The sequence below is a fragment of the Citrobacter europaeus genome (assembly GCA_020099315.1).
Classification (GTDB): Bacteria; Pseudomonadota; Gammaproteobacteria; order Enterobacterales; family Enterobacteriaceae; genus Citrobacter; species Citrobacter europaeus.
Genome location: CP083650.1, coordinates 3,388,656 through 3,411,746, shown reverse-complemented (window position 1 = coordinate 3,411,746; position 23,091 = coordinate 3,388,656). Strand labels below are relative to the sequence as shown.

The 23,091-nt window shown below is 52.2% G+C and carries 20 protein-coding genes and 1 tRNA gene; 15 read left to right on the top strand and 6 right to left on the bottom strand.

Annotation, left to right across the window (positions count from 1 at the left end; translation table 11 throughout):
• Positions 1-11 precede the first annotated feature (11 nt).
• Together pgtB and pgtA are read left to right on the top strand one after the other, a co-directional pair.
• Positions 12-2,006 carry a two-component system sensor histidine kinase PgtB gene (gene pgtB / locus LA337_16140; protein ID UBI18491.1) on the top strand — a complete coding sequence of 665 codons (1,995 nt, stop codon included), beginning with the start codon at positions 12-14 and terminating at the stop codon, positions 2,004-2,006.
• Complete coding sequence (gene pgtA / locus LA337_16135) at positions 1,996-3,243, top strand: two-component system response regulator PgtA (protein ID UBI14705.1); 1,248 nt, start codon at positions 1,996-1,998, stop codon at positions 3,241-3,243. The genes pgtB and pgtA overlap by 11 nt, the downstream gene beginning before the upstream one ends.
• Positions 3,244-3,347: 104 nt before the next feature.
• On the opposite strand, the gene LA337_16130 is transcribed toward pgtA, so the two are convergent.
• Positions 3,348-3,887 (bottom strand): DUF2058 domain-containing protein, encoded by a 540-nt coding sequence (locus LA337_16130; protein UBI14704.1) that lies wholly within the window; start codon positions 3,885-3,887, stop codon positions 3,348-3,350.
• Positions 3,888-4,262: 375 nt separating this feature from the next.
• Between LA337_16130 and LA337_16125 the strand changes: the two genes are divergently transcribed.
• Both LA337_16125 and LA337_16120 read left to right on the top strand, forming a co-directional pair.
• Positions 4,263-6,161 (top strand): nitrate- and nitrite sensing domain-containing protein, encoded by a 1,899-nt coding sequence (locus LA337_16125; GenBank protein ID UBI14703.1) that lies wholly within the window; start codon positions 4,263-4,265, stop codon positions 6,159-6,161.
• A 174-nt stretch (positions 6,162-6,335) separates the two neighbouring features.
• Entirely contained in the window at positions 6,336-6,965 is a 630-nt protein-coding gene (locus LA337_16120) for a DNA-binding protein (protein UBI14702.1), read from the top strand.
• A 51-nt stretch (positions 6,966-7,016) separates the two neighbouring features.
• On the opposite strand, the gene LA337_16115 is transcribed toward LA337_16120, so the two are convergent.
• Positions 7,017-7,088, bottom strand: a tRNA-Arg gene (locus LA337_16115).
• Between the two features lie 75 nt (positions 7,089-7,163).
• Positions 7,164-8,105 carry a formate/nitrite transporter family protein gene (locus LA337_16110; protein UBI14701.1) on the bottom strand — a complete coding sequence of 314 codons (942 nt, stop codon included), beginning with the start codon at positions 8,103-8,105 and terminating at the stop codon, positions 7,164-7,166.
• 288 nt (positions 8,106-8,393) lie between these two features.
• On the opposite strand from LA337_16110, the gene mlaA reads away from it, so the two are divergent.
• The gene (gene mlaA, locus LA337_16105) at positions 8,394-9,149 is read left to right on the top strand and encodes a phospholipid-binding lipoprotein MlaA (protein ID UBI14700.1); all 756 of its coding nucleotides are present in this window, start codon (positions 8,394-8,396) and stop codon (positions 9,147-9,149) included.
• Between the two features lie 59 nt (positions 9,150-9,208).
• Here mlaA and fadL read toward each other — a convergent pair whose 3' ends face one another.
• Positions 9,209-10,489, bottom strand: a complete 1,281-nt coding sequence (fadL, locus tag LA337_16100) for a long-chain fatty acid transporter FadL (GenBank protein UBI14699.1) — start codon at positions 10,487-10,489, stop codon at positions 9,209-9,211.
• Positions 10,490-10,860: 371 nt separating this feature from the next.
• Between fadL and LA337_16095 the strand changes: the two genes are divergently transcribed.
• From LA337_16095 to sixA, 4 genes are all read left to right on the top strand, one after another.
• Positions 10,861-11,145: a YfcZ/YiiS family protein gene (locus tag LA337_16095; GenBank protein UBI14698.1), complete on the top strand. Its 285-nt coding sequence runs from the start codon at positions 10,861-10,863 to the stop codon at positions 11,143-11,145.
• Between the two features lie 176 nt (positions 11,146-11,321).
• Positions 11,322-12,632: an acetyl-CoA C-acyltransferase FadI gene (gene fadI / locus LA337_16090; protein UBI14697.1), complete on the top strand. Its 1,311-nt coding sequence runs from the start codon at positions 11,322-11,324 to the stop codon at positions 12,630-12,632.
• Entirely contained in the window at positions 12,632-14,779 is a 2,148-nt protein-coding gene (gene fadJ / locus LA337_16085; GenBank protein UBI14696.1) for a fatty acid oxidation complex subunit alpha FadJ, read from the top strand. Before fadI ends, fadJ begins: the two co-directional genes overlap by 1 nt.
• Positions 14,780-14,987: 208 nt before the next feature.
• Positions 14,988-15,473 (top strand): phosphohistidine phosphatase SixA, encoded by a 486-nt coding sequence (gene sixA / locus LA337_16080; GenBank protein UBI14695.1) that lies wholly within the window; start codon positions 14,988-14,990, stop codon positions 15,471-15,473.
• Positions 15,474-15,553: 80 nt separating this feature from the next.
• On the opposite strand, the gene smrB is transcribed toward sixA, so the two are convergent.
• Positions 15,554-16,105, bottom strand: a complete 552-nt coding sequence (smrB, locus tag LA337_16075) for an endonuclease SmrB (GenBank protein UBI14694.1) — start codon at positions 16,103-16,105, stop codon at positions 15,554-15,556.
• Between the two features lie 166 nt (positions 16,106-16,271).
• On the opposite strand from smrB, the gene prmB reads away from it, so the two are divergent.
• The 6 genes from prmB to LA337_16045 are packed head-to-tail and all read left to right on the top strand — an operon-like array spanning position 16,272 to position 20,825.
• Positions 16,272-17,204, top strand: a complete 933-nt coding sequence (gene prmB / locus LA337_16070) for a 50S ribosomal protein L3 N(5)-glutamine methyltransferase (protein UBI14693.1) — start codon at positions 16,272-16,274, stop codon at positions 17,202-17,204.
• Positions 17,205-17,243: 39 nt separating this feature from the next.
• Positions 17,244-18,329, top strand: coding sequence for a chorismate synthase (aroC, locus tag LA337_16065; protein ID UBI14692.1), 1,086 nt, complete (start codon positions 17,244-17,246; stop codon positions 18,327-18,329).
• A 3-nt stretch (positions 18,330-18,332) separates the two neighbouring features.
• On the top strand, positions 18,333-19,157 hold the full coding sequence (mepA, locus tag LA337_16060; protein ID UBI14691.1) for a penicillin-insensitive murein endopeptidase: 825 nt from the start codon (positions 18,333-18,335) through the stop codon (positions 19,155-19,157).
• Positions 19,157-19,966, top strand: a complete 810-nt coding sequence (locus LA337_16055; GenBank protein ID UBI14690.1) for a sulfite exporter TauE/SafE family protein — start codon at positions 19,157-19,159, stop codon at positions 19,964-19,966. The genes mepA and LA337_16055 overlap by 1 nt, the downstream gene beginning before the upstream one ends.
• Complete coding sequence (locus LA337_16050; protein ID UBI14689.1) at positions 19,966-20,514, top strand: elongation factor P hydroxylase; 549 nt, start codon at positions 19,966-19,968, stop codon at positions 20,512-20,514. Before LA337_16055 ends, LA337_16050 begins: the two co-directional genes overlap by 1 nt.
• A 32-nt stretch (positions 20,515-20,546) precedes the next feature.
• The gene (locus LA337_16045; GenBank protein ID UBI14688.1) at positions 20,547-20,825 is read left to right on the top strand and encodes a YfcL family protein; all 279 of its coding nucleotides are present in this window, start codon (positions 20,547-20,549) and stop codon (positions 20,823-20,825) included.
• 110 nt (positions 20,826-20,935) lie between these two features.
• Here the strand turns inward: LA337_16045 and mnmC are convergent, their stop codons facing one another.
• Positions 20,936-22,936: a bifunctional tRNA (5-methylaminomethyl-2-thiouridine)(34)-methyltransferase MnmD/FAD-dependent 5-carboxymethylaminomethyl-2-thiouridine(34) oxidoreductase MnmC gene (gene mnmC / locus LA337_16040; protein UBI14687.1), complete on the bottom strand. Its 2,001-nt coding sequence runs from the start codon at positions 22,934-22,936 to the stop codon at positions 20,936-20,938.
• Between the last annotated feature and the right edge of the window lie 155 nt (positions 22,937-23,091).

The window sequence follows — 23,091 nt, the reverse complement described above, 5'->3', positions numbered from 1 at the left end:
AAGGTGGATCGATACTGCAACGCCTGCGTCAGCTCAGCATCAGCAGCAGCCTGCGGGGCGCTTTCCTTACCGGCGCATTACTGACGCTGAGCGTAAGCTGCGTCAGTTTGTACTCCTGGCATGAGCAAAGCTCGCAGATACGTTATTCGCTTGATGATTACTTCCCGCGCGTGCATTCCGCTTTTTTGATTGAAGGGAATCTCAACCTGGTTGTGGATCAACTGAATGAGTTCCTGCTGGCCCCCAACACCACGGTAAGGTTGCAGCTACGCAATCAAATAATCTCCCATCTGGATAAGATTGAGGTGCTGAGCCGGGGCTTGCAACCGACAGAGCAGCAGCAACTGGCGGTGCTTTTGCAAGACAGCCGGGCGCTGATGGCGGAACTGGATCGGGTGCTCTACAACCTGTTCCTTGTGCGTGAAAAAGTGAGCGAACTTTCCGCGCGCATAGACTGGCTTCATGATGATTTTACTACCGAGCTGAATTCGCTGGTGCAGGATTTTACCTGGCAGCAGGGGACGTTGCTGGATCAAATCGAGGCCAAAAATGGTGATGCTGCGCTGTATCTCAAACGTGCCAGAGAGGTGCAAAACGAGCAGCAGCAGGTCTACACCCTGGCAAGAATTGAAAATCAGATCGTTGATGATTTACGCGACAGGCTCAATGAACTGAAGTCGGGTAGTGACGACGGCATGTTGGTGGAAAATCACATCCGCTATCTGGAGAACCTGAAAAAAACGGCGGATGAAAATATCCGTACCCTCGATGACTGGCCCAGTACGATAACCCTGCGGCAAACTATCGACGAGCTGCTGGAAATCGGCATGATGAAAAATAAAATGCCCGATACCATGCGCGATTATGTCGCCGCGCAAAAAGCGCTGGTTGATGCCAACCATACCCGAGAGGCAACGCTCGGGCGCTTTCGAACGCTGCTGGAAGCGCAGTTGGGAAGTAGCCATCAGCAAATGCAGATGTTTAACCAGCGGCTGGAACAGATTGTTCGCGTCAGCGGCGGACTTATTTTGCTGGCTACGCTGCTCGCGCTACTTCTTGCCTGGGGGCTTAACCACTACTTCATTCGTTCGCGGCTGGTGAAGCGTTTTACCGCGCTCAACCAGGCCGTGGTGCAAATTGGTCTTGGCAGAACGGATGCTACTATCCCGGTTTATGGGCGCGATGAGCTGGGGCGTATTGCAGGCTTGCTGCGCCATACTCTGGGTCAGTTGAGTGCGCAAAAAAATCAGTTGGAGCAAGAAGTGACGGAGCGTAAGGAGATTGAGTCCGATCTCCGGGCGATGCAGGATGAACTGATCCAGACGGCAAAGCTGGCGGTGGTTGGTCAGACGATGACCACGCTGGCGCATGAAATTAACCAACCGCTAAATGCGCTGTCGATGTACTTGTTTACGGCGGGAAGGGCAATTGAGCAGGACCAATCCGCTCAGGCCAGAAGTACGTTGGCTAAAGCGGAGGGGCTGATTACCCGCATCGATGCCATTATTCGTTCACTGCGTCAGTTTGCGCGTCGGGCCGAACCGGGCGCGCCTTTGCATCCGGTCGACCTACGACAAACGTTCAGCGCTGCCTGGGAACTGTTGGCTATGCGGCATAAGCCGCAGCAGGGCACGCTGACGCTTCCAGACCGGAGCGTGTGGGTGGCAGGTGATGAAGTGCGTATTCAGCAGGTGTTGGTAAACGTCCTGGCAAATGCACTGGATGCATGTCCGACTGCCGCGCACATAGACGTTCACTGGCAGGCTGAGGGCAGCCAGTTGTGCGTCTTTGTCTGTGATAACGGTCCCGGCTGGCCAGAGGCGTTATTGCCATCACTGTTAAAACCGTTTACCACCAGTAAGGATGTGGGTCTCGGTATTGGCTTATCGATTTGTGTATCGTTAATGACGCAAATGGACGGCGAACTGCGCCTGGCCTCGACGCCGGGTCATAATGCCTGCGTCGTTTTGCAATTTAATCTGACGGATGTAAACGATGTTGAGTGATGAATATTCTGTTCTGCTGATTGATGATGATGCCGATGTTCTCGACGCTTACACCCTGTTGCTTGAACAGGAGGGGTATCGTGTCTGCGCATGCAGTAACCCTTATGACGCCCGAAATTGGCTGCAGGCCGACTGGCCGGGAATTGTGCTGAGCGACGTGTGCATGCCTGGCTGCAATGGAATTGATTTGATGACGTTGTTTCATCAGGATGATAATCAGCTGCCGATCCTATTGATCACCGGACATGGCGACGTCCCTATGGCGGTAGAGGCCGTGAAGAAAGGCGCATGGGATTTTCTGCAAAAGCCGATCGATCCCGGCAAACTGCTGTCGTTGGTAGAAGATGCGCTGCGCCAAAGAAAATCCGTGATTGCTCGTCGCCACTATTGCCAGCAAAAGCTCCAGGTTGAACTGCTTGGCTACAGTGACTGGGTCAATCAGTATCGCCAGCGCCTCCAGCACCTGGCTGAAACGGACATTGCCGTCTGGTTTTATGGCGAGCCGGGAACGGGGCGTATGACTGGCGCTCGTTATTTACACCAGCTTGGGCGTAATACCGAAGGGCCATTTATCCGTGGGGAATTGACGTTAGAGAATGCGGGGCAACTGAATGACCTTATTACTCAAGCGCAAGGGGGAACGCTGGTCCTGAGCCATATTGAGTGCCTGACGCGTGAACAACAGCACCATCTGGTACATCTGCAAAGCCAGGAACGGCGTCCGTTTCGCCTGATAGGTATTGGCGCTACATCGCTGGTGGAACTGGCGGCAACTAATCAGATTGTGGCCGAACTCTACTACTGTTTTGCGATGACGCAAATCGGCTGCCAGCCTCTGTCACAGCGCCCGGATGATATTGAGCCGCTGTTTCGACATTATCTGCAGAAAGCCTGTCTGCGCCTGAACCATCCCGTGCCCGAGGTTGAAGGAGATTTACTGAAAGGCATGCGGCGTCGTGTGTGGTTAAGCAATGTCCGTGAACTGGCGAATGCCGCCGAGCTTTTTGCCGTTGGTCTGCTTCCACTGGCTGAAACAGCGAATCCGCAGCTGCATCTGCCCGAACCGACACCGCTTGACCGTCGGGTTGAAGAGTACGAGCGGCAGATCATTACTGAAGCGCTAAATATCCATCAGGGACGTATTAATGAAGTCGCGGAGTATTTACAAATCCCGCGTAAAAAACTCTATTTACGCATGAGAAAATACGGGTTGAGCAAAGAACACTATAAGTTTTAGTGGCCAGGATCGGGGAGGAGGAGACGTTGACAGTATTTCGGTGGCGGCGTTAGCGTTCACCGAAATATGCGATGAAATTCCGGGTGATTATTGGGATGTTTCGCTTACCACATCAGATCATCAGGAATGACAAAATCAGCATACGGATCGTCTTCATCCTTCGCTTCCTGGCTCAGTTCGCAATTAAGCACGATATAGCTTGCATCGCGCTGGGCAATCTTGTCGGCGACGACTGCCGGAATGATGGCGTATTCGCTCTCGCTACCACTTTCAGCCGTCAGACGGGCAATGGCCAGACGGCCCTTGATCAACTGAGACTGGGTCACCTTATCAACATAGACTTTTTTGATCAGATTATTGTCAGTAAAGTTGTAACCAATATCGCCACGGGTAATGGTGATTTTATTCATTTCAATCAGTTGTTTGATCTGCGCTTTATACTCTTTAGACAACGCGGCCTGCTTTTGTTGTTCGCTGAGTTGCTTATCACGCTCGATCTGCGCTTTTTTATTCTCTTCAACCGCTTCTCTGGCTTCACGAGCCTGAACGCGCGATTTCTTAGCCGTTCTCTGCACTTTCGCCATTTTTTTGCTGCTGACCAGACCTGCTTTAAGCATCTGTTCTTGTAGGGTAAGTTTTGTCATTGTCGCTTCTAATCCAAAAAAATCGTTGTAAGGATTATAACCTCAACGTTTGGCGGGATGCCAGATAATGGCCGTGTGACAACAGTTACCTCCAGCAATTGTAACTGTTATGGGGCTGACTCTTTTTTATGAATCGTGTTGATAGTTACCCAATTTCTCAAAATTTAATAATATGCTAAATAAATTGAAAAAATGAGATAAAGATTCAATGAGGCTTTGTGTTACAGATGTTTGTATTGTCGGTTATAATCAAATAGAGTTATTTTGGCAGACATTCAATCTATAAAACAACCACTTGCTTCTTGATAAAATTTAAAGTGCAGCCTCTTCACGCCGATAACCATAATGAAAATATGGACAATGGAGGGGAGTAGCATGTGGTGGGTTTATCGAATGCCGATGAAAATGAAGTTAATAATCGCGCTACAACCACTATTACTGGCGTTATGTTGGTTTGCAGGTTCAGGAATATTGACGCGCATTGAGACAGAACGGCAGATGGAGAATATTGCCCAGCTGACAGCGCTCGCTCGCAGTGCCGGAAATGTGGTGCATGAACTGCAAAAAGAACGGGGAATGAGTGTCGGATTTCTGGGCGCTGCAGGGAAAACGTTCAAAGATGAGTTAAATGCACAACGGGCTTTGACCGATCGCGAGATTGAGGTTTTCGTGCGCTCGTTGTCCGATACTGCATTACCGGAAGGGGATGTTGCTACCTCTGTCGCTGCGTTTAAGAAAAACATTCTTTCGCTTGCCACCATCCGGGAAAATGTCACGCAGTTGGGGCTTCCAGCCGCAGATGTGGTGAAGTTTTACACCAACGTCATTGCTGATGTGCTGAGTTTTGTCGGCAAGTTGGGACAGTTGACGGATTCTGGCGAAATGGCAAACGCATTCGCCGCCTACTACAACCTGCTGAATTTGAAAGAACAAGCAGGTATTGAACGAGCACTGTTATCAAATATCTTTTCCTCCGGTCATTTCGCCGAAGGACAGTTACATCAGCTCAGTGATGTCGTCAGTAAACAGAACGTCTGGCTGGCACAATCGTTGCGCCTGAGCTCGCCGGAACAGGCGGCCATGTTGAAAAATCGCTTACAATCTGCAGAAGCGTCAAAAGCCCTCTCATTTCGTGAAACCGCGTTTAGCCATGCTGCCAACGGTGGATTTGATGTCGATCCAACTGTCTGGTTTAAAGTACAAACCCAGCGTATTGAAGTGATGCGGCAGATAGAAAATGTGACGGCGAATCTTCTGTTGGCGAATGCGAAAAAACTTGCACAGGATGCACGAAAAAACTGGCAAATATATATGGTCGTCAGCTTGTTAGCGCTACTGGCATCATTGACCTTCGCCGGAGCCATCGCAATCAATATGCATCGCCAATTCAGCGACACGCTGCGCAAGATTGCGGGTATGAATGGCGATCTGACTCAACGTCTGGCGACGCCGGGTAAAGATGAGCTTTCCTCACTTAATCGTGCCTATAACACCATGCTGGAAAGTATTCAGCATATCGTACAGGAGATTAAACAAGGCTCCGTGGTTTTGTCCGATGCCAGCAGCAGTATTACGGCGGGTAATCAGGATCTGGCCCAACGCACGGATGAACAGGCAGCATCAATAGTACAAGCCGTGGCCAGTATGGAGCAGCTATCAACGACGATTACGCAAACGGCGGATAATGCCCGTGAAGCGGAGCATCTGACAATCAGGCTGGAAAAAGAAGTTCGGCAGGCGAGCAACGTTGCCAGTGCGGCGAACCAGAGTATGGGGGATATTCGCGCTTCCAGTGAGAAAATATCGAATATTGTGACCTCAATTGATGATATCTCGTTTCAGACCAATTTGCTGGCGCTGAATGCGGCAGTGGAAGCAGCGCGGGCGGGAGAGATGGGCCGGGGATTTGCGGTTGTGGCCAGTGAAGTGCGGAATCTTTCGCAACGTTGCGCCAAAGAAGCTAACCAGATCCGCGAGCTGGTTGCGCAGAATATGGTCAAAATTAGTGAGGGCGTTGAGCGTGTCACGGCGTCTGCTACCGCGCTGGAAGCGGCGGCGGACAATACCACCAGTATGAAGCAATATATTGCGGATATCGCGCGTGTGGCGACGGAACAGTCGCAAGGGGTAACCCAAATAAACCTGGCACTGCGACCGATGGAGCAGGTTACTCAGCAAAATGCGGCGCTGGTTTCTCAGGCCGCGAGCGACAGCCAGCGGCTGGACAATCTGTCGGTCACCATGAAGGGGCTGGTCAATCGTTTTGTTGTCTGACATGACGCCGCTGTACTGATCCGGTAAACGCGTCGGATCGGTCAGTTGTCTTCATCTTTGTGTGATGATATGAAGCAAATATTGGGCGGGTTAAGAAAAGATTCCTGACATAGCAATCTTGTCGCTGGTAAAGTGAACAACCGATACCGAGATGTGGCCAGAAGGGAATTCCGTGTGACTGAACGTATTGATTATGAGACTGAAAAATACAGTTTTACTGAGGCGACTGAGAGTTCCCGCCTTAGGGGCCAGTGGGCTGATGTTATTACTGAATGTCGGGAATTGAAGGCGGGGCCGCAAGAACGTCTGCGTATTGCTTTATTGAATGTAGACTATGTGACCAGTTTTGAGCTGCCTTTCCGCTTGTTATTACTCCGTACTCCACAACTGATTGCCAGCGTGCGTGAAGAGTTGCAGCTTAGTCAGAAAAACGTCATCTTTAACGGCAAACGCTTTGGTTGTGTTTACAGCCTGAAAGCGAATCTCGACGGGATCCCGGATGAATTTCAATACCGTCTGTCGCATCGTATCCGACGCATTGGCCCTGCAGGTTCAAGCGAAGCGCCATATCAGCAGATTGCTAAAGCGGTAAAAGCGCCGCGTGAACGACTGAAGCTGGCTCTGGAGTCTGGTCTTGATGTCACGGCTCTGGATGGGCTTTTCTGGTTTGGCAGCCAACGTATAGCTGCTGACGTACTGAGGCTGAGAAAATCGGGGATGCGGATAGCTACAGAGCAGACGATAGTGTCCGACAATCTGACTGCAACAGTGAGGAATGTGCCGTTTTATCGCCAGGCCCTGTGATGAACTGACTGGTAAATGATTGGATTTAAGCAGGAAGCATTAATTTCAGAGTGTCCCCTGCAGGAATCGAACCTGCAACTAGCCCTTAGGAGGGGCTCGTTATATCCATTTAACTAAGGGGACGAAGCGGCACGAGTATAGCGTTTTTTCCTCACAACGGTAAGTCTCAAGCCGCCCGACTGCTCAAACAGTCACCATTTAGTCCTGTTTTTTCTGGTTTTTCTGCTTTTGCTCATCACGCTTTGCTTGCAACCTGGCTTCTTCCTTGCGTTTGTTGCTCATATCATTGCGGATCTGCGCATGGCTCATCAGCGCGAAGATAAACGTTCCGCCACAGATATTTCCGGCGAGCGTTGGTAGCGCGAAGGGCCAGAAAAAATCACTCCAGTGCAGCGTGCCATTAAAGACCAGATAGAGAATTTCCACCGAACCGACCACGATGTGCGTGGTATCGCCTAACGCAATCAGCCAGGTCATCAGAATAATGACCACAATTTTTGCTGCCCCGGCAGCAGGAAACATCCACACCATCGTGGCAATTAACCAGCCAGAAATAATCGCGTTAGAAAACATCTCTGTTGGGCTGTTTTTCATCACGTCCATACCGATTTTGACGAAAGCATCGCGGGTCTCTTCATCAAAAATCGGCATATGCTCAAACGCCCATGCTGCAACCCCGGTGCCAATAATATTACCCAGCAGAACCACGCTCCACAGGCGCATCAACAAGCCAAAATTGCCGAGGGTTGGGTTTTGCATCACCGGCAGTACGGCGGTGACGGTATTTTCGGTAAAGAGTTGCTGGCGGGCCATAATGACAATAATAAAGCCGAAGGTATAACCGAGGTTCTCCAGTAAAAATCCCCCTGGTACGCCTTCCAGTTGTACGTGAAAAATCCCTTTAGCCAGTAGCGAGGCGCCCATCGACAGCCCTGCAGCGATGGCTGACCATAATAGCGCCATCGCGTCGCGCTCCATCTCTTTCTCCCCATCCTGGCGGATATGTTCATGGATCGCCATGGCGCGGGAGGGGAGCCTGTCCTCGTCGACCTCAATCTTTTTACCCTCTAACTTTTCATCACTTTCGACCTGAAGCTCGTCGCTGTGCCGATCAATCTTTTCTTTCTCAATGTCATTCATAGCCGAATCCCGAATTAGCACGTATTGCTAAAGCGTAGCGGCTTTTGTCCGAAAATCAGCGGGAGAAAGTCTGAGATAGCAAAAATGGTAACGTTTGTTTTTATCGGGTTAGCTAGAATAGAACCGCCGCGGAGTGCGTATTACCAGGCTATGATCAAATCAGTAAGACAGGGTATATAGACATCATTTGACGTGCTGTTACAATCGCTCACATCTAAACAGGCGGATACGTCCTCGTTCCGTCATGGATGGCAATCAGCGATAGCCATAATACACAGGGAGACACTTATGAAGCTTCGCCTGTCGGCGCTTGCGCTGGGAACCACACTTTTGGTGGGGTGTGCGAGCTCCGGTACTGAACAGCAGGGGCGTTCGGATCCATTTGAAGGGTTCAACCGCACCATGTACAACTTCAACTTTAATGTTTTAGATCCATACGTTGTTCGACCGGTAGCCGTAGCCTGGCGTGATTATGTCCCGCAGCCGGCACGTAATGGTTTAAGTAACTTTACCGGCAACCTTGAAGAGCCGGCCGTCATGGTTAACTACTTCCTGCAAGGTGACCCTTATCAGGGAATGGTGCACTTTACCCGTTTCTTCCTGAATACTCTGTTAGGTATGGGCGGCCTTATTGACGTGGCAGGTATGGCTAATCCGAAGTTACAGCGTGTTGAACCGCACCGTTTTGGTAGTACGTTAGGCCATTATGACGTTGGTTACGGACCGTATATGCAGCTTCCATTCTATGGCAGCTTCACGTTGCGTGATGATGGCGGCGACATGGTGGATACGCTGTATCCGGTACTGTCCTGGCTGACATGGCCGTTGTCGATAGGCAAATGGACGGTTGAAGGGATTGAAACCCGCGCGCAACTGCTCGATTCCGACGGTCTGCTGCGTCAGTCCTCCGATCCTTACATCATGGTGCGTGAGGCTTACTTCCAGCGTCATGACTTTATTGCGAACGGTGGGAAACTCAAACCAGAAGAAAACCCGAACGCGAAAGACATTCAGGACGATTTAAAAGAGATCGATTCCGAGTAAGGACTGATGAAAATAAAAAGGTGAGCTAAAAAGCTCACCTTTTTTATATCTGAAGAAAATCAGAATGCGTAGTTGAAGTTGGTACCGAACAACCAGGCTTTACCTTCAGAGTCGAAAGTATACGGGCCTTCTTTGACGGTCACTTTCTGACCGTGCATATAAGAGACGCCAACGTCGATGGACGCATCATCATTGAATGCGTAAGTCGTACCCGCACTCAGCCACAGGCGGTCCTGGTCAGGAATGGAGATGGAACGCTTGCTCGCAGGAACCGGGCTATCGTCATAGGCGATACCGGTACGGAAGGTCCAGCTTTTATCCATGTAATAAGTCGTACCCAGCGCGATGCGGTAAGAATCCTTGAAGCCTTCTTCTTTATAGAACAGCGTTTGTCCGTTGGTGCCGGTTGCTTTCAGCTCCTGGAACTGGCTCCAACTGGTGTATGCGATGCTGTAGTGAATCGCCCACTGCGGGTCTACACGGTTGTAGCCTGACAGTTCCCACATTTCCGGCAGGTTAAGCGTCAGAGAACCTGGGACTGTGGCATTGGTTGTTCCCCACGGGAACGCCGTGCCTGCGCCAGGTAACGCGTTGGCCTGAGTACGGATACCACTTTTATAATCGCCATCAAAGTCGATTTTGACTTCAGAGCGGTACGTTAAGCCATAACGGTTATTTTTATCCAGCTCATACAAAATACCGGCGTTCCATCCGTAGCCCCATTCATCACCCTTCAGGCTGGCAATTTTCTGGTCCACTTTCGGCAATGCAGCAGTTTGTTCGCCGGAATAACGTTCAATTTTTGCATCGGCGTAAACGGCATTAAAACCAACACCAAAGCTCCAGCTATCATTCAGTCGATAGGCTCCGCTCAGGTTCAGGTTTACCGTTTTAAGGTCGGTTTTACCGCCGTATTCGCCGACGATGTAGCTGTCGTTAAATTCGGTTGCCAGGCCATAGTTTGACGTGACAGAAGCACCCCAACCAAACTGGTCGTTAATAGGCATCACGAAGTGAGCATTGGGAACCCACGCCGTAGGGGCGATGTTGTCCGCATCGGTGCTGCGTCCGGTGTATGGCGATCTACCGGAAATATTGACGTCTGGATCGATATACACCGCACCCGCAGAAAAAGTAGGGCGGTCGAACATCATAATCAGTGCCGGGTTACGACTGGCGTTACCTGCATCATCTGCAATAGCGCCTTCACCCGAATATGCCCGGCCAAGGCCAGAGGAAGAAAATTCGTTTAACTGAAAGCCTGCAGACCAGGCCTGTGTGGAGATAATTGCCACTGCGACTGCGAGAGCAGACTTTGTAAACAGGGTTTTCTGGCTCATGACCATAACCTCATTGATTTATTTTTATACAAACAATGTTACATACCGTAACAGGAGCGCGAAGTGTAGGGTCTGAGGTACGACTTAGAAATCAGACCAGTGCCGAGAGTATAGGTCGGACCAGCTGAAATGTTGCAAGTATGTTTATAAATATTTTCAATTCTGATCTCGGAAACGCGATCCAGCTGGCAAAATTGCGGGTATGCGCACTCACCTGTTTGGGTGATTTTTGTTTTAGATCATTTTTAAGTGTGATTTCGGTCACTTATCTCATTTCATACAATTAACGACTGGAGAGGCGAATAATGGGAGCGTAAAATATCCCCATCGTTTATCTGGCACCTCAGGTGCGAATACAGAGGAAATCTACAATGAGTAAATGCAGTGCTGATGAAACCCCGGTTTGCTGCTGTATGGATGTTGGCACCATCATGGACAACTCCGATTGCACCGCGTCATACAGCCGTGTGTTCGCGAATCGCGCAGAGGCAGAAGAAACGCTGGCTGCTCTGACTGAAAAGGCGCGTGGCGTGGAATCTGAGCCTTGCCAAATCACCTCGACCTTTACTGAAGTGTCTGAAGGTGTGCGTCTGGATATCGACTTTGTTTTTGCCTGTGAAGCTGAAACGCTGATCTTCCAGTTGGGCCTGCGTTAATCCCTTCAAAAAATGCCCTTGCTGCCTGGTAGCAAGGGCTTTTTCGTAACTGTCAGTGATTATTCACTGTGTCTTAGCTCCCACTTTCTTTTCTCTCCGCTTGGCTAAATGTAAAAAATTGGTTAAGACTGTGATCAGGTCAGACCACTTATTTTTATTTTTTACAGGGGAGTGTTATGAGTCAGGCTTTACCGCTGGTTACCCGCCAGGGCGATCGCATCGCCATCGTAAGCGGATTGCGTACGCCATTTGCCCGTCAGGCAACCGCATTTCATGGCATTCCCGCCGTAGATTTGGGGAAAATGGTTGTTGGCGAACTGTTGGCGCGCAGCGAAATACCCGCAGATGTGATTGAACAACTGGTTTTTGGCCAGGTGGTGCAAATGCCTGAAGCCCCCAATATTGCTCGTGAAATTGTGCTGGGGACCGGGATGAATGTGCACACGGATGCCTACAGCGTAAGCCGGGCCTGTGCCACCAGCTTTCAGGCAGTGGCGAATGTCGCGGAAAGCCTGATGGCGGGGACGATTCGCGCAGGAATTGCCGGCGGTGCGGACTCGTCGTCAGTTCTGCCGATTGGCGTCAGCAAAAAGCTGGCGCGGGTGCTGGTGGATGTCAATAAGGCCCGGACCACCGGTCAGCGTCTTAAACTTTTCTCCCGACTGCGCTTACGTGACCTGATGCCTGTGCCGCCAGCCGTCGCTGAGTATTCTACTGGTTTACGCATGGGGGATACGGCCGAGCAAATGGCCAAAACTTATGGTATTACGCGAGAACAACAGGATGCCCTGGCGCATCGTTCTCATCAGCGTGCCGCTCAGGCGTGGGCTGAAGGAAAACTGGCAGATGAGGTGATGACGACCTACGCACCGCCGTTTAAAGATCCTTTTGCAGAAGATAACAATATTCGCGGCAACTCTACGCTGGCCGATTACGCAAAATTGCGTCCGGCCTTTGACCGCAAGCATGGCACAGTGACCGCGGCGAACAGTACCCCGCTAACTGACGGCGCAGCCGCCGTGATTATGATGACGGAGTCGCGCGCGAAAGAGCTGGGACTGGTGCCGCTGGGATACTTGCGTAGTTTTGCCTTTACCGCCATTGATGTCTGGCAGGACATGCTGCTGGGACCGGCGTGGTCAACGCCGCTTGCTCTGGAAAGAGCGGGTCTGACGATGGCAGATTTAACCCTGATCGATATGCATGAAGCCTTTGCCGCACAAACGCTGGCGAATCTTCAACTGCTGGGCAGCGAACGTTTCGCCCGCGACGTACTGGGCAGGGCGCATGCCACTGGCGAGGTTGATGACAGCAAATTTAACGTGCTGGGCGGATCGATTGCCTATGGACATCCTTTTGCGGCGACCGGCGCGCGGATGATCACCCAAACCCTCCATGAGTTACGACGTCGTGGCGGCGGTTTTGGTTTAGTGACAGCCTGTGCGGCAGGTGGTTTGGGTGCGGCAATGGTTCTGGAGGCGGAATAATGGAAATGACATCGGCTTTTACGCTAAACGTACGTCTGGATAACGTTGCTGTTGTCACCATTGATGTGCCCGGAGAAAAAATGAATACCCTGAAGGCGGAGTTTGCTTCTCAGGTGCGGGCCATTCTGAAACAAATTCGTGATAACAAAGCATTGCGTGGCGTAGTGTTCATTTCGGCTAAACCCGATAACTTCATCGCCGGGGCGGATATCAACATGATCGGTAGCTGTCGCAGCGCAGAGGAAGCCGAAACGCTGGCCCGTCAGGGGCAACAGATTATGGCGGAAATTAATGCCTTGCCGATCCCGGTTATCGCCGCGATTCATGGAGCATGTCTCGGCGGTGGCCTGGAAATGGCGCTGGCGTGCCATAACCGTATTTGTACCGATGATGCTAAAACCGTACTGGGTTTGCCGGAAGTGCAGCTTGGTCTGCTGCCCGGCTCCGGCGGTACGCAGCGACTGCCCCGTCTGATTGGCGTTAGTACCGCGCTGGATATGATCCTCTCCGGAAAACAATTACGCGCAAAACAGGCGCTGAAAGTTGGCTTAGTGGACGAAGTTGTACCGCATACCATTTTACTGGAAGCCGCCGTGGAACTGGCTAAAAAGGACAGTTCCGCTCATCGAACTCTGCCGGTGCGAGAGCGTGTGTTAGCGGGGCCGCTGGGGCGGGCGCTGTTATTCCGCATGGCCAGTAAAAAGACGGCGCAAAAAACGCAAGGTAACTACCCTGCAACAGCACGTATCCTTGAGGTCATCGAAACCGGTCTGGCGCAAGGTAGCAGCAGCGGTTACGACGCAGAAGCCCGCGCGTTTGGTGAACTGGCGATGACATCTCAGTCTCAGGCGCTGCGGCACATCTTTTTTGCCAACACCGATGTGAAAAAGGATCCGGGAAGTGATGCGAAACCCGGCCCGCTTAACAGCGTAGGCATTTTGGGCGGTGGTCTGATGGGCGGCGGTATTGCTTACGTGACGGCCTGTAAAGGCGGCGTACCGGTGCGTATCAAAGACATAAACGCTAAGGGAATCAACCACGCGCTGAAGTACAGCTGGGAACAGCTTGAAACGAAGGTTCGCCGCCGTCATATCAAAGGCAGCGAGCGTGATAAACAGCTGGCGCTGATTTCGGGATCAACCGACTACCGTGGCTTTGCGCATCGCGACCTGATTATTGAAGCCGTTTTTGAAGATCTGGCCTTAAAACAACAGATGGTGGCAGAAGTTGAGCAGAATTGCGCATCTCATACCATTTTTGCCTCAAACACCTCTTCTTTGCCGATTGGCGATATTGCAGCGAACGCTGCCAGGCCTGAACAAGTCATTGGTTTACACTTCTTTAGCCCGGTGGAAAAGATGCCGCTGGTCGAGGTTATCCCGCATGCCACGACCTCTGAGCAGACCATTGCGACAACCGTTAAGCTGGCGAAAAAACAGGGTAAAACACCGATAGTGGTCAGGGATAAGGCTGGATTTTATGTTAACCGCATTTTAGCGCCTTACATCAACGAAGCTATACGTATGCTAACCGAAGGCGAGCGGGTTGAAACCATTGACGCCGCGCTGGTTAAGTTTGGTTTTCCGGTCGGGCCAATCCAACTTTTGGATGAGGTCGGAATTGATACGGGCACTAAAATTATACCAGTGCTTGAGGCTGCATATGGAGAACGTTTTAGCGCGCCTGCAAATGTTGTTGCTTCAATTTTGAATGACGATCGCAAAGGTAGAAAAAATGGTCGGGGTTTCTATCTTTATGGAGTGAAAGGGCGTAAAAGCAAAAAACAGGTCGACCCTGCAATTTATACGCTTATTGGCGTCCAGGGTCAGGGCCGGCTTACCGCCGTGCAGATAGCTGAGCGGTGCGTCATGTTAATGCTCAATGAAGCAGCACGCTGTTTCGACGAGAAGATAGTCCGCAGCGCGCGTGATGGCGACATCGGCGCTGTATTTGGTATTGGTTTTCCGCCATTCCTCGGCGGCCCGTTCCGGTATATGGATTCTCTCGGCGCGGGTGAAGTGGTTGCGACTCTGCAACGGCTGACCACGCAATACGGCTCGCGGTTTACACCGTGTGAGCAGTTATTGCAGATGGCGGAACGCGGTGAAAAATTCTGGAATACTGGGGAAACTGACCTGAATTCATGAGGTCAAACGTAGGATGAATCCGCACTGAATGTATGGGTCTCGCTCAAAATGTAAACAGAGATTGACTATACTTACGTCGTTGAGGTAAAAAACAGCGTTTCATTCGGTGAATGGATAAGGCACAATGCCGGCCACCACATCGTTACCACGGTCAATAGGGGCTGTGGATAAAGGTGTCGGTGATTCTGGTTAACAAAAGCGGTGCAATATGCAAGTTTTTATCATGCGTCACGGCGACGCAGCCCTCGATGCCGCCAGTGATTCGGTTCGTCCCTTAACCTCTTGTGGTTGTGACGAATCTCGCCTGATGGCGAACTGGCTGAAAGGTCAAAAAGTGGATATCGAACGTGTTCTGGTGAGCCCGTTCCTACGAGCCGAACAAACGCTGGATGTGGTGGGGGAGTGTATGAACCTGCCAACCGGTGTGGATGTTTTGCCGGAGTTGACTCCCTGCGGCGATGTCGGTCTGGTCAGCGCCTATTTACAGGCTCTGGCCAATGAAGGTATCGCCACGGCACTGGTAATCTCTCACTTGCCTTTAGTGGGATATCTGGTGTCTGAGCTTTGCCCGGGCGAAACACCGCCGATGTTTACCACATCAGCGATTGCCAGCGTTACGCTTGATGAGAGCGGGAAGGGGACTTTTAACTGGCAGATGAGCCCGTGTAACCTGAAAATGGCAAAAGCGATTTAAAAAGTCTGGAATCGGATAAGGCGCAGCCGTCATCCGAAAAATCAAAGAGCCGCAAATGCGGCTCTTTCTGTTTTTTTGCATTACGGAAGTTCAGGCGGTAGCCACTCTTCCACTTCAATCAGCACCAGCAGCGCGGCGTCACCACCGTACTCTTTCGGCGCCTGATGAAACGCCATCACGTGCGGATGCTGCGCCAGCCAGAGCGGCGTTTGCTGCTTAAGAATATGCTTTCCGTGGCCATGCATCACGCAGGCACAAAACACATGTTCGCGACGACAGGCGGCAATCAGCGCGCCTAACTCCTGTTTGGCCTGCTGCTGGGTCAGTCCGTGCAGATCGAGAAACAGCTCCGGGGAGTAATCGCCACGGCGCATTTTTTTCAGTTCGAAATGGCTCACGTCGGCACGCAGGTATCTTACCGGGCCGTCCGTATTCAGCAGCGGCTGAAACTCGTCCGAGAAATAGTGGCTGGCATCAGCCTGCTCTTGTAGCAGCCTTTTAATCGGAACCTCGGCAATTTTTTTACGTGGGGGGCGGTGAACAATGGTGTCCTGTTTAATTTTACGCGTACCGGTCATCAGCTGGCGAAACAGCGTCTGATCCTCCTCGCTGAGCGATGTTTTCTTTTTCATTCGAGAGTCTCAACTTTTATTTTCCGCTAGTTTAACCCGACTCGGCGGGCATCCGATCGCTTAAAACGCAATTTTCGCTCTCAGGCCCTGTGTGAATGCTGATTTATCGCCGTCTTCGTGGCAAACTAGCCGCCGAATTTAATACGAGCATGCCCTGGAGGAATACGTGGATAAAATTTTCGTCGATGAAGCAGTGAGTGAACTGCATACCATTCAGGACATGTTGCGTTGGGCGGTCAGCCGTTTTAGCGCGGCGAACATCTGGTATGGCCATGGCACGGATAACCCATGGGACGAAGCTGTACAGCTGGTGCTGCCGTCACTTTATCTGCCGCTGGATATTCCAGAAGATATGCGTACCGCGCGTCTGACTTCCAGCGAGCGCCATCGTATTGTTGAACGCGTGATTCGCCGCGTCAATGAGCGCATTCCCGTTGCTTATCTGACCAACAAAGCCTGGTTCTGCGGGCATGAGTTTTATGTAGATGAACGCGTGCTGGTTCCGCGTTCACCAATTGGCGAACTTATTAATAATCGCTTTGCGGGTCTTATCAATGAGCAGCCGCAGCATATCCTCGATATGTGTACCGGCAGCGGCTGTATTGCCATTGCCTGCGCCTATGCGTTCCCGGAAGCCGAAGTCGATGCGGTGGACATTTCCACGGACGCGCTGGCGGTGACCGAACACAACATTGAAGAGCACGGCCTGATCCATCACGTAACGCCGATCCGCTCCGATCTGTTCCGCGACCTGCTGAAAGTCCAGTATGACCTGATTGTGACCAACCCGCCGTATGTCGATGCGGAAGATATGTCAGACCTGCCAAACGAATATCGCCACGAACCTGAGCTGGGTCTGGCGTCCGGCAGCGATGGGCTGAAACTGACCCGCCGCATTCTGGGGAACGCCCCGGACTACCTGTCAGATAACGGTATTCTAATTTGTGAAGTCGGAAACAGCATGGTACATCTGATAGAGCAGTATCCGGATGTACCGTTCACCTGGCTGGAGTTCGACAACGGCGGTGACGGCGTATTCATGCTGACCAAAGAGCAGTTAATCGCTGCTCGCGAGCACTTCAGCATTTATAAAGACTAAATACACGCGCACATACACAACACTCATAACGGAGCCGTGATGGCAGGAAACACAATTGGGCAACTCTTTCGCGTAACCACTTTCGGCGAATCACACGGGCTGGCGCTCGGTTGTATTGTCGATGGTGTTCCGCCGGGCATTTCTCTGACAGAAGCTGACCTGCAGCACGATCTCGACAGACGCCGTCCGGGCACATCGCGCTACACTACGCAGCGTCGTGAGCCGGATCAGGTGAAAATCCTCTCCGGCGTGTTTGAGGGCGTTACCACCGGCACCAGCATTGGGCTGTTGATTGAAAATACCGATCAGCGTTCACAGGATTACGGCGCGATTAAGGACGTTTTTCGTCCAGGACACGCCGACTATACCTATGAGCAGAAATATGGCCTGCGCGACTACCGTGGTGGCGGACGCTCATCCGCACGTGAAACGGCGATGCGCGTGGCGGCCGGAGCTATTGCCAAAAAGTATCTGGCAGAAAAATTCGGCGTTGAAATTCGCGGCTGCCTGACGCAGATGGGTGATATTCCGCTGGAGATCAAAGACTGGTCCCAGGTGGAACTTAACCCGTTCTTTTGTCCGGACCCGGATAAACTCGACGCGCTGGACGAACTGATGCGTGGGCTGAAGAAAGAGGGTGACTCCATCGGAGCGAAGGTGACCGTTGTTGCAAGCGGCGTTCCTGCGGGTCTCGGCGAACCGGTATTCGACCGCCTGGATGCCGACATCGCCCATGCGCTAATGAGCATTAACGCCGTTAAGGGCGTTGAGATTGGCGACGGATTTGACGTTGTTGCGCTGCGCGGCAGCCAGAACCGAGATGAAATCACCAAAGAAGGTTTCCAGAGTAACCATGCGGGCGGCATTCTGGGTGGGATCAGCAGCGGGCAACAAATCATTGCTCATATGGCGCTGAAACCGACGTCCAGTATTACCGTTCCAGGTCGTACCATTAACCGCTTCGGTGAAGAAGTCGACATGATCACTAAAGGTCGTCACGATCCATGTGTTGGGATCCGCGCTGTGCCGATCGCCGAGGCGATGCTGGCGATCGTATTGATGGATCACCTGCTGCGTCAGCGGGCGCAGAATGCGGACGTGAAGACCGATATTCCACGCTGGTAAGAGATGAAAAAAACGGCACTTGTGGCGCTGGCTCTGTTTGCCAGCACCGCCTGTCTGGCGGCGACGCCCTGGCAGAAAATTACCCATCCGGTTGCAGGTAGCGCGCAGTCTATCGGCGCGTTTTCCAATGGCTGCATTGTTGGTGCAGATACGCTGCCTGTACAGTCAGAACACTATCAGGTGATGCGCACCGATCAGCGTCGTTACTTTGGTCATCCGGACCTGGTGATGTTTATCCAGCGTCTGAGTAATCAGGCTAATAATCTGGGGCTGGGCACGGTGTTAATCGGCGATATGGGCATGCCAGCCGGTGGGCGGTTCAATGGCGGTCACGCCAGCCACCAGACGGGACTGGATGTCGATATTTTCCTGCAACTGCCAAAAACGCGCTGGACCCAGTCGCAACTGCTGCGACCGCAGGCGTTAGATTTGGTCTCACAGGACGGTAAACGTGTCGTGCCGTCACTGTGGAAGCCGGAGATTTTCAGCCTGATAAGGCTGGCGGCAAAAGATAATGAAGTCACGCGTATTTTTGTGAACCCGGCGATTAAGCAGCAACTTTGTCTGGATGCGGGTACCGACAGGGACTGGTTGCGTAAAGTGCGGCCATGGTTCCAGCATCGTGCGCATATGCATGTACGGTTACGTTGTCCTGCCGACAGTCTTGAGTGCGAAGATCAACCGTTACCGCCACCGGGTGACGGCTGTGGCGCGGAGCTGCAAAGCTGGTTCGAACCTCCAAAACCTGGAACCACCAAGCCTGAGAAGAAGACACCGCCCCCGTTGCCGCCTTCCTGCCAGGCGCTACTGGACGAGCATGTACTCTAATGGATCATTTTGCCTCTGTGTTTATGGTGTCGCCACTGCTGTTAGGCGTGCTTTTTTTCGTGGCGATGCTGGCAGGTTTTATTGATTCTCTGGCCGGAGGCGGTGGTTTACTCACCATCCCGGCATTGATGGCGGCCGGCATGCCACCCGCGCAAGCGCTGGCTACCAATAAGTTGCAGGCCTGTGGCGGATCTATCTCTTCTTCCCTCTATTTTATTCGTCGGGGCGTGGTTAACCTGGCGGATCAGAAGCTCAATATCTTCATGACGTTTATCGGGTCAATGAGCGGCGCGCTATTGGTTCAGCACGTGCAGTCAGATATTCTGCGCCAGATCCTGCCGGTTCTGGTTATCTGTATTGGCCTTTACTTTCTGTTAATGCCGAAAGTGGGCGAAGAAGATCGTCAGCGTCGATTGCACGGGTTGCCTTTCGCGCTGGTGGCCGGTGGCTGCGTTGGCTTTTACGATGGCTTTTTTGGTCCGGCGGCGGGATCGTTCTACGCGCTGGCCTTTGTCATGTTATGCGGCTATAACCTGGCGAAATCGACGGCCCACGCCAAAGTATTAAATGCCACATCGAATATCGGTGGGCTGTTGCTGTTTGCCCTCGGCGGCAAAGTGATTTGGGCGACCGGATTTGTGATGCTCATTGGCCAGTTTATTGGCGCACGGATGGGCTCGCGTTTGGTGCTCAGCAAAGGACAAAAACTCATACGGCCAATGATCGTCATTGTCTCCGCCGTGATGAGCGCCAAGCTACTTTATGATAATCATGGACAGGAGATTCTCCACTGGCTGGGGATGAACTAATGAATAATACCCATCACTATGAACAGTTAATTGAGATTTTTAACGGCTGCTTTGCCGATGAATTTAATACCCGTCTGATTAAAGGCGACGACGAACCGATCTATCTTCCTGCTGATGCGGAATTACCGTATCACCGTATCGTTTTTGCGCATGGTTATTATGCCAGCGCGCTACACGAAATCTCACACTGGTGCATCGCCGGTAAGGCCCGTCGTGAGCTGGTCGATTTTGGTTACTGGTACTGCCCTGATGGACGCGATGCGAAGACGCAATGCCAGTTTGAAGATGTGGAAGTGAAGCCGCAGGCGTTTGACTGGCTGTTTTGCATGGCGGCGGGATATCCGTTTAACGTCAGTTGCGACAACCTGGAAGGGGACTTTGAACCGGATCGCGTGGTATTCCAGCGCCGTGTTCATGCCCAGGTGATGGAGTATCTGGATAAGGGCATCCCCGAACGTCCGGCGCGCTTCATTAACGCGTTACAAAATTATTATCACACGCCTGAACTTAAGGCGGAACAATTCCCGTGGCCCGAAGCGCTCAACTGAAGCCGCTACCACGTTTACAATGAGGAAAGAAGATGATCGCGGAGTTTGAATCACGCATTCTGGCATTAATCGACGATATGGTAGAGCACGCCAGCGATGATGAGTTGTTTGCCAGTGGCTATTTGCGTGGGCACCTGACGCTGGCCGTGGCTGAACTGGACGCTGGCGAGGACCATTCCGCTGAGGCATTGTACGCCAATGTGACCAGCAGCCTGGCAAAAGCCATCAGCGCAGGCGAACTCTCGCCGCGTGACCAGGCGTTAGTGAAAGAGATGTGGGACATGTTGTTCCAGAAGGCGACAAAACAATAATTGCAGTGGATTGTGCCGGATGGCGACGCTAAGGCGTCTTATCCGGCCTACAAGGACGGGAGTTGTAGGCCTGATAAGCGCAGTGCATCAGGCAATGATGAGAGGGTATCTTATTTCACCGCTTTTCCCTTCAATAACTTCCTGACCCACAACCGATTCGGATTCAACGCCGCCAGCGTGCTGGCATCCATAGGGATAGGTTCATCGCTCATTTGTGATGCCAGAATTTCTGCACATAGCGGGGCAGTACACAACCCGCGCGAGCCCAGCGCGCCCAGCATAAACAAATCGGAATACACCGGGGCGTTTACGGCGTGCTCTTTGTCTTCGGCAAGAGTGGCATACTGGCTGAGCGTGGCGTCATAGTCCGCGACGTTGCCGACCATCGGCATGTGATCGCGCGTGGCGCAGCGCACTCCACAACGGGCGGCATGCGCACTGACGTCCACCTCTTTTGCCCACGCAGCGTTAGGCAAGCAGTCGATTAAGCGCTGACGATTTTGCTGCTGATCGTCCTCGCGATATGCGGTTTCCTCGCTCCCTCGATGATAGCTGGCGCCAATGCAGTGCTGCTGATTTTGCGGGTTATGCGGCGTGAGGTAGCCGTCATAGCACAGCACCTGACGCAACGCTGAAAGCGCAGGCGTGGCGGGAATATGACTCACCTGACCGCCCACGGAGTACACCGGGAGCGACTGCGTCTGCTCAATGCTGTTAATTCGATGACCGTTAGCCAGAACGACAGCTGCGTGAGTGGCGGTTTCACCACTGGCAAACTGCAATTGCCAGCTTGCCGTGTGGCGTGTCAGTGAGGTCAGCGTATGTTGATAGCGGGTGCGTAATCCCAGCGTTGCGGCATAGTCCAGTACGGCGGCGGTTAACTGCGCCGGGTATAACCATCCTCCGCTCGGATACTGAATCCCGCCGCATCCGGTTTCCACGCCTGTCGTTTGTAACACCTGCTGTGCGTCAACCCCGATGGCGAGCGCATCGGGCAGTTCAAGGGACAGCATCTGCGCGATTTTTTGCTGGCTTTTCTCATCCCATGCCAGTTGCGTCACGCCGCACCAGTCATGCGCGAACTCAACGGGGAGGGCGTCATACAGTCGACGGGCAAAGGTAAACGCGGTGGGGAAAAACAGATTAATGGCTGCGTCATGTTTGCTGAGGAGCGGGTAGAGCGCACCCTGGCGATTGCCGGATGCACCCCCGGCAGGTTTTTCGTCTGCGCAATACAGCGTGACCTGCCAGCCACGGCGCAGTAACGCCAGAGACAACAATGCGCTGGCAATCCCCCCGCCAATAATGGCGGCTTCACGTTTATCTGTTCCCGTACGTGCAAACCATGGCGCTGAGGAAGGGAGTGCCTGAGTCTGTTCCATTACGCCACAGAGCATTTCGCGCTTGCGGCCAAAGCCTTTGCATTTTTGCATTGTAAACCCGGCTTCCTGCAACCCCCGACGTACAAAGCCTGCCGATGTGAAGGTCGCTAATGTACCGCCGGGACGAGCCAGTCGGGCCATCGCATTAAACAGTGTTGGCGTCCACATATCCGGGTTTTTTGCCGGCGCGAAACCGTCCAGGAACCAGGCGTCCACCTTTTGATTAAGAGAATCATCCAGTTTGCAGGTCAGCTCGTTAATATCGCCAAACCACAGGTCCAGTGTGACACGCCCTTCATCAAGCAGCAGACGATGACATCCCGCCAGCGGCAGAGGCCATTGCTCTTGCAGCGCCGAGGCCCACGGCGCAAGTTCTGACCAGTGCTGATGGGCTAAAGTAAGATCTTCACGCGTTAGCGGATATTTTTCGAAACTGATGAAATGTAATCTTTCCAGGGTAGCGTCAGGGTGAGTATCGCGAAACTCGGAAAATGCCTGCCAGAGCGTGAGGAAGTTAAGTCCGGTGCCAAACCCACTTTCTGCCACCACGAAGAGGGGGCGTGAATGTGACGGGAATCGCTGAGCGAGATGGTTACCGCCGAGAAAGACGTAACGTGTCTCTTCCAGCCCGTTATCATTAGAAAAATAGACATCGTCAAAATCTCGGGAAACAGGTGTACCCTCAGAGTTGAATTCAAGGTTGGCAGGTTGTATAGCGTATTGTTTCACGTAAGTTACTCGTCTGGCAGGCTGTGCCCCGATCTTAGCGATGAGTGCCTGGCTGCGCAAATTTCCACATAAATTGGCTGATCGGACTTGTTCGGCGTACAAGTGTACGCTATTGTGCCACTCGAAACTTTAAAATAGTGCGACTTACAGAGGTA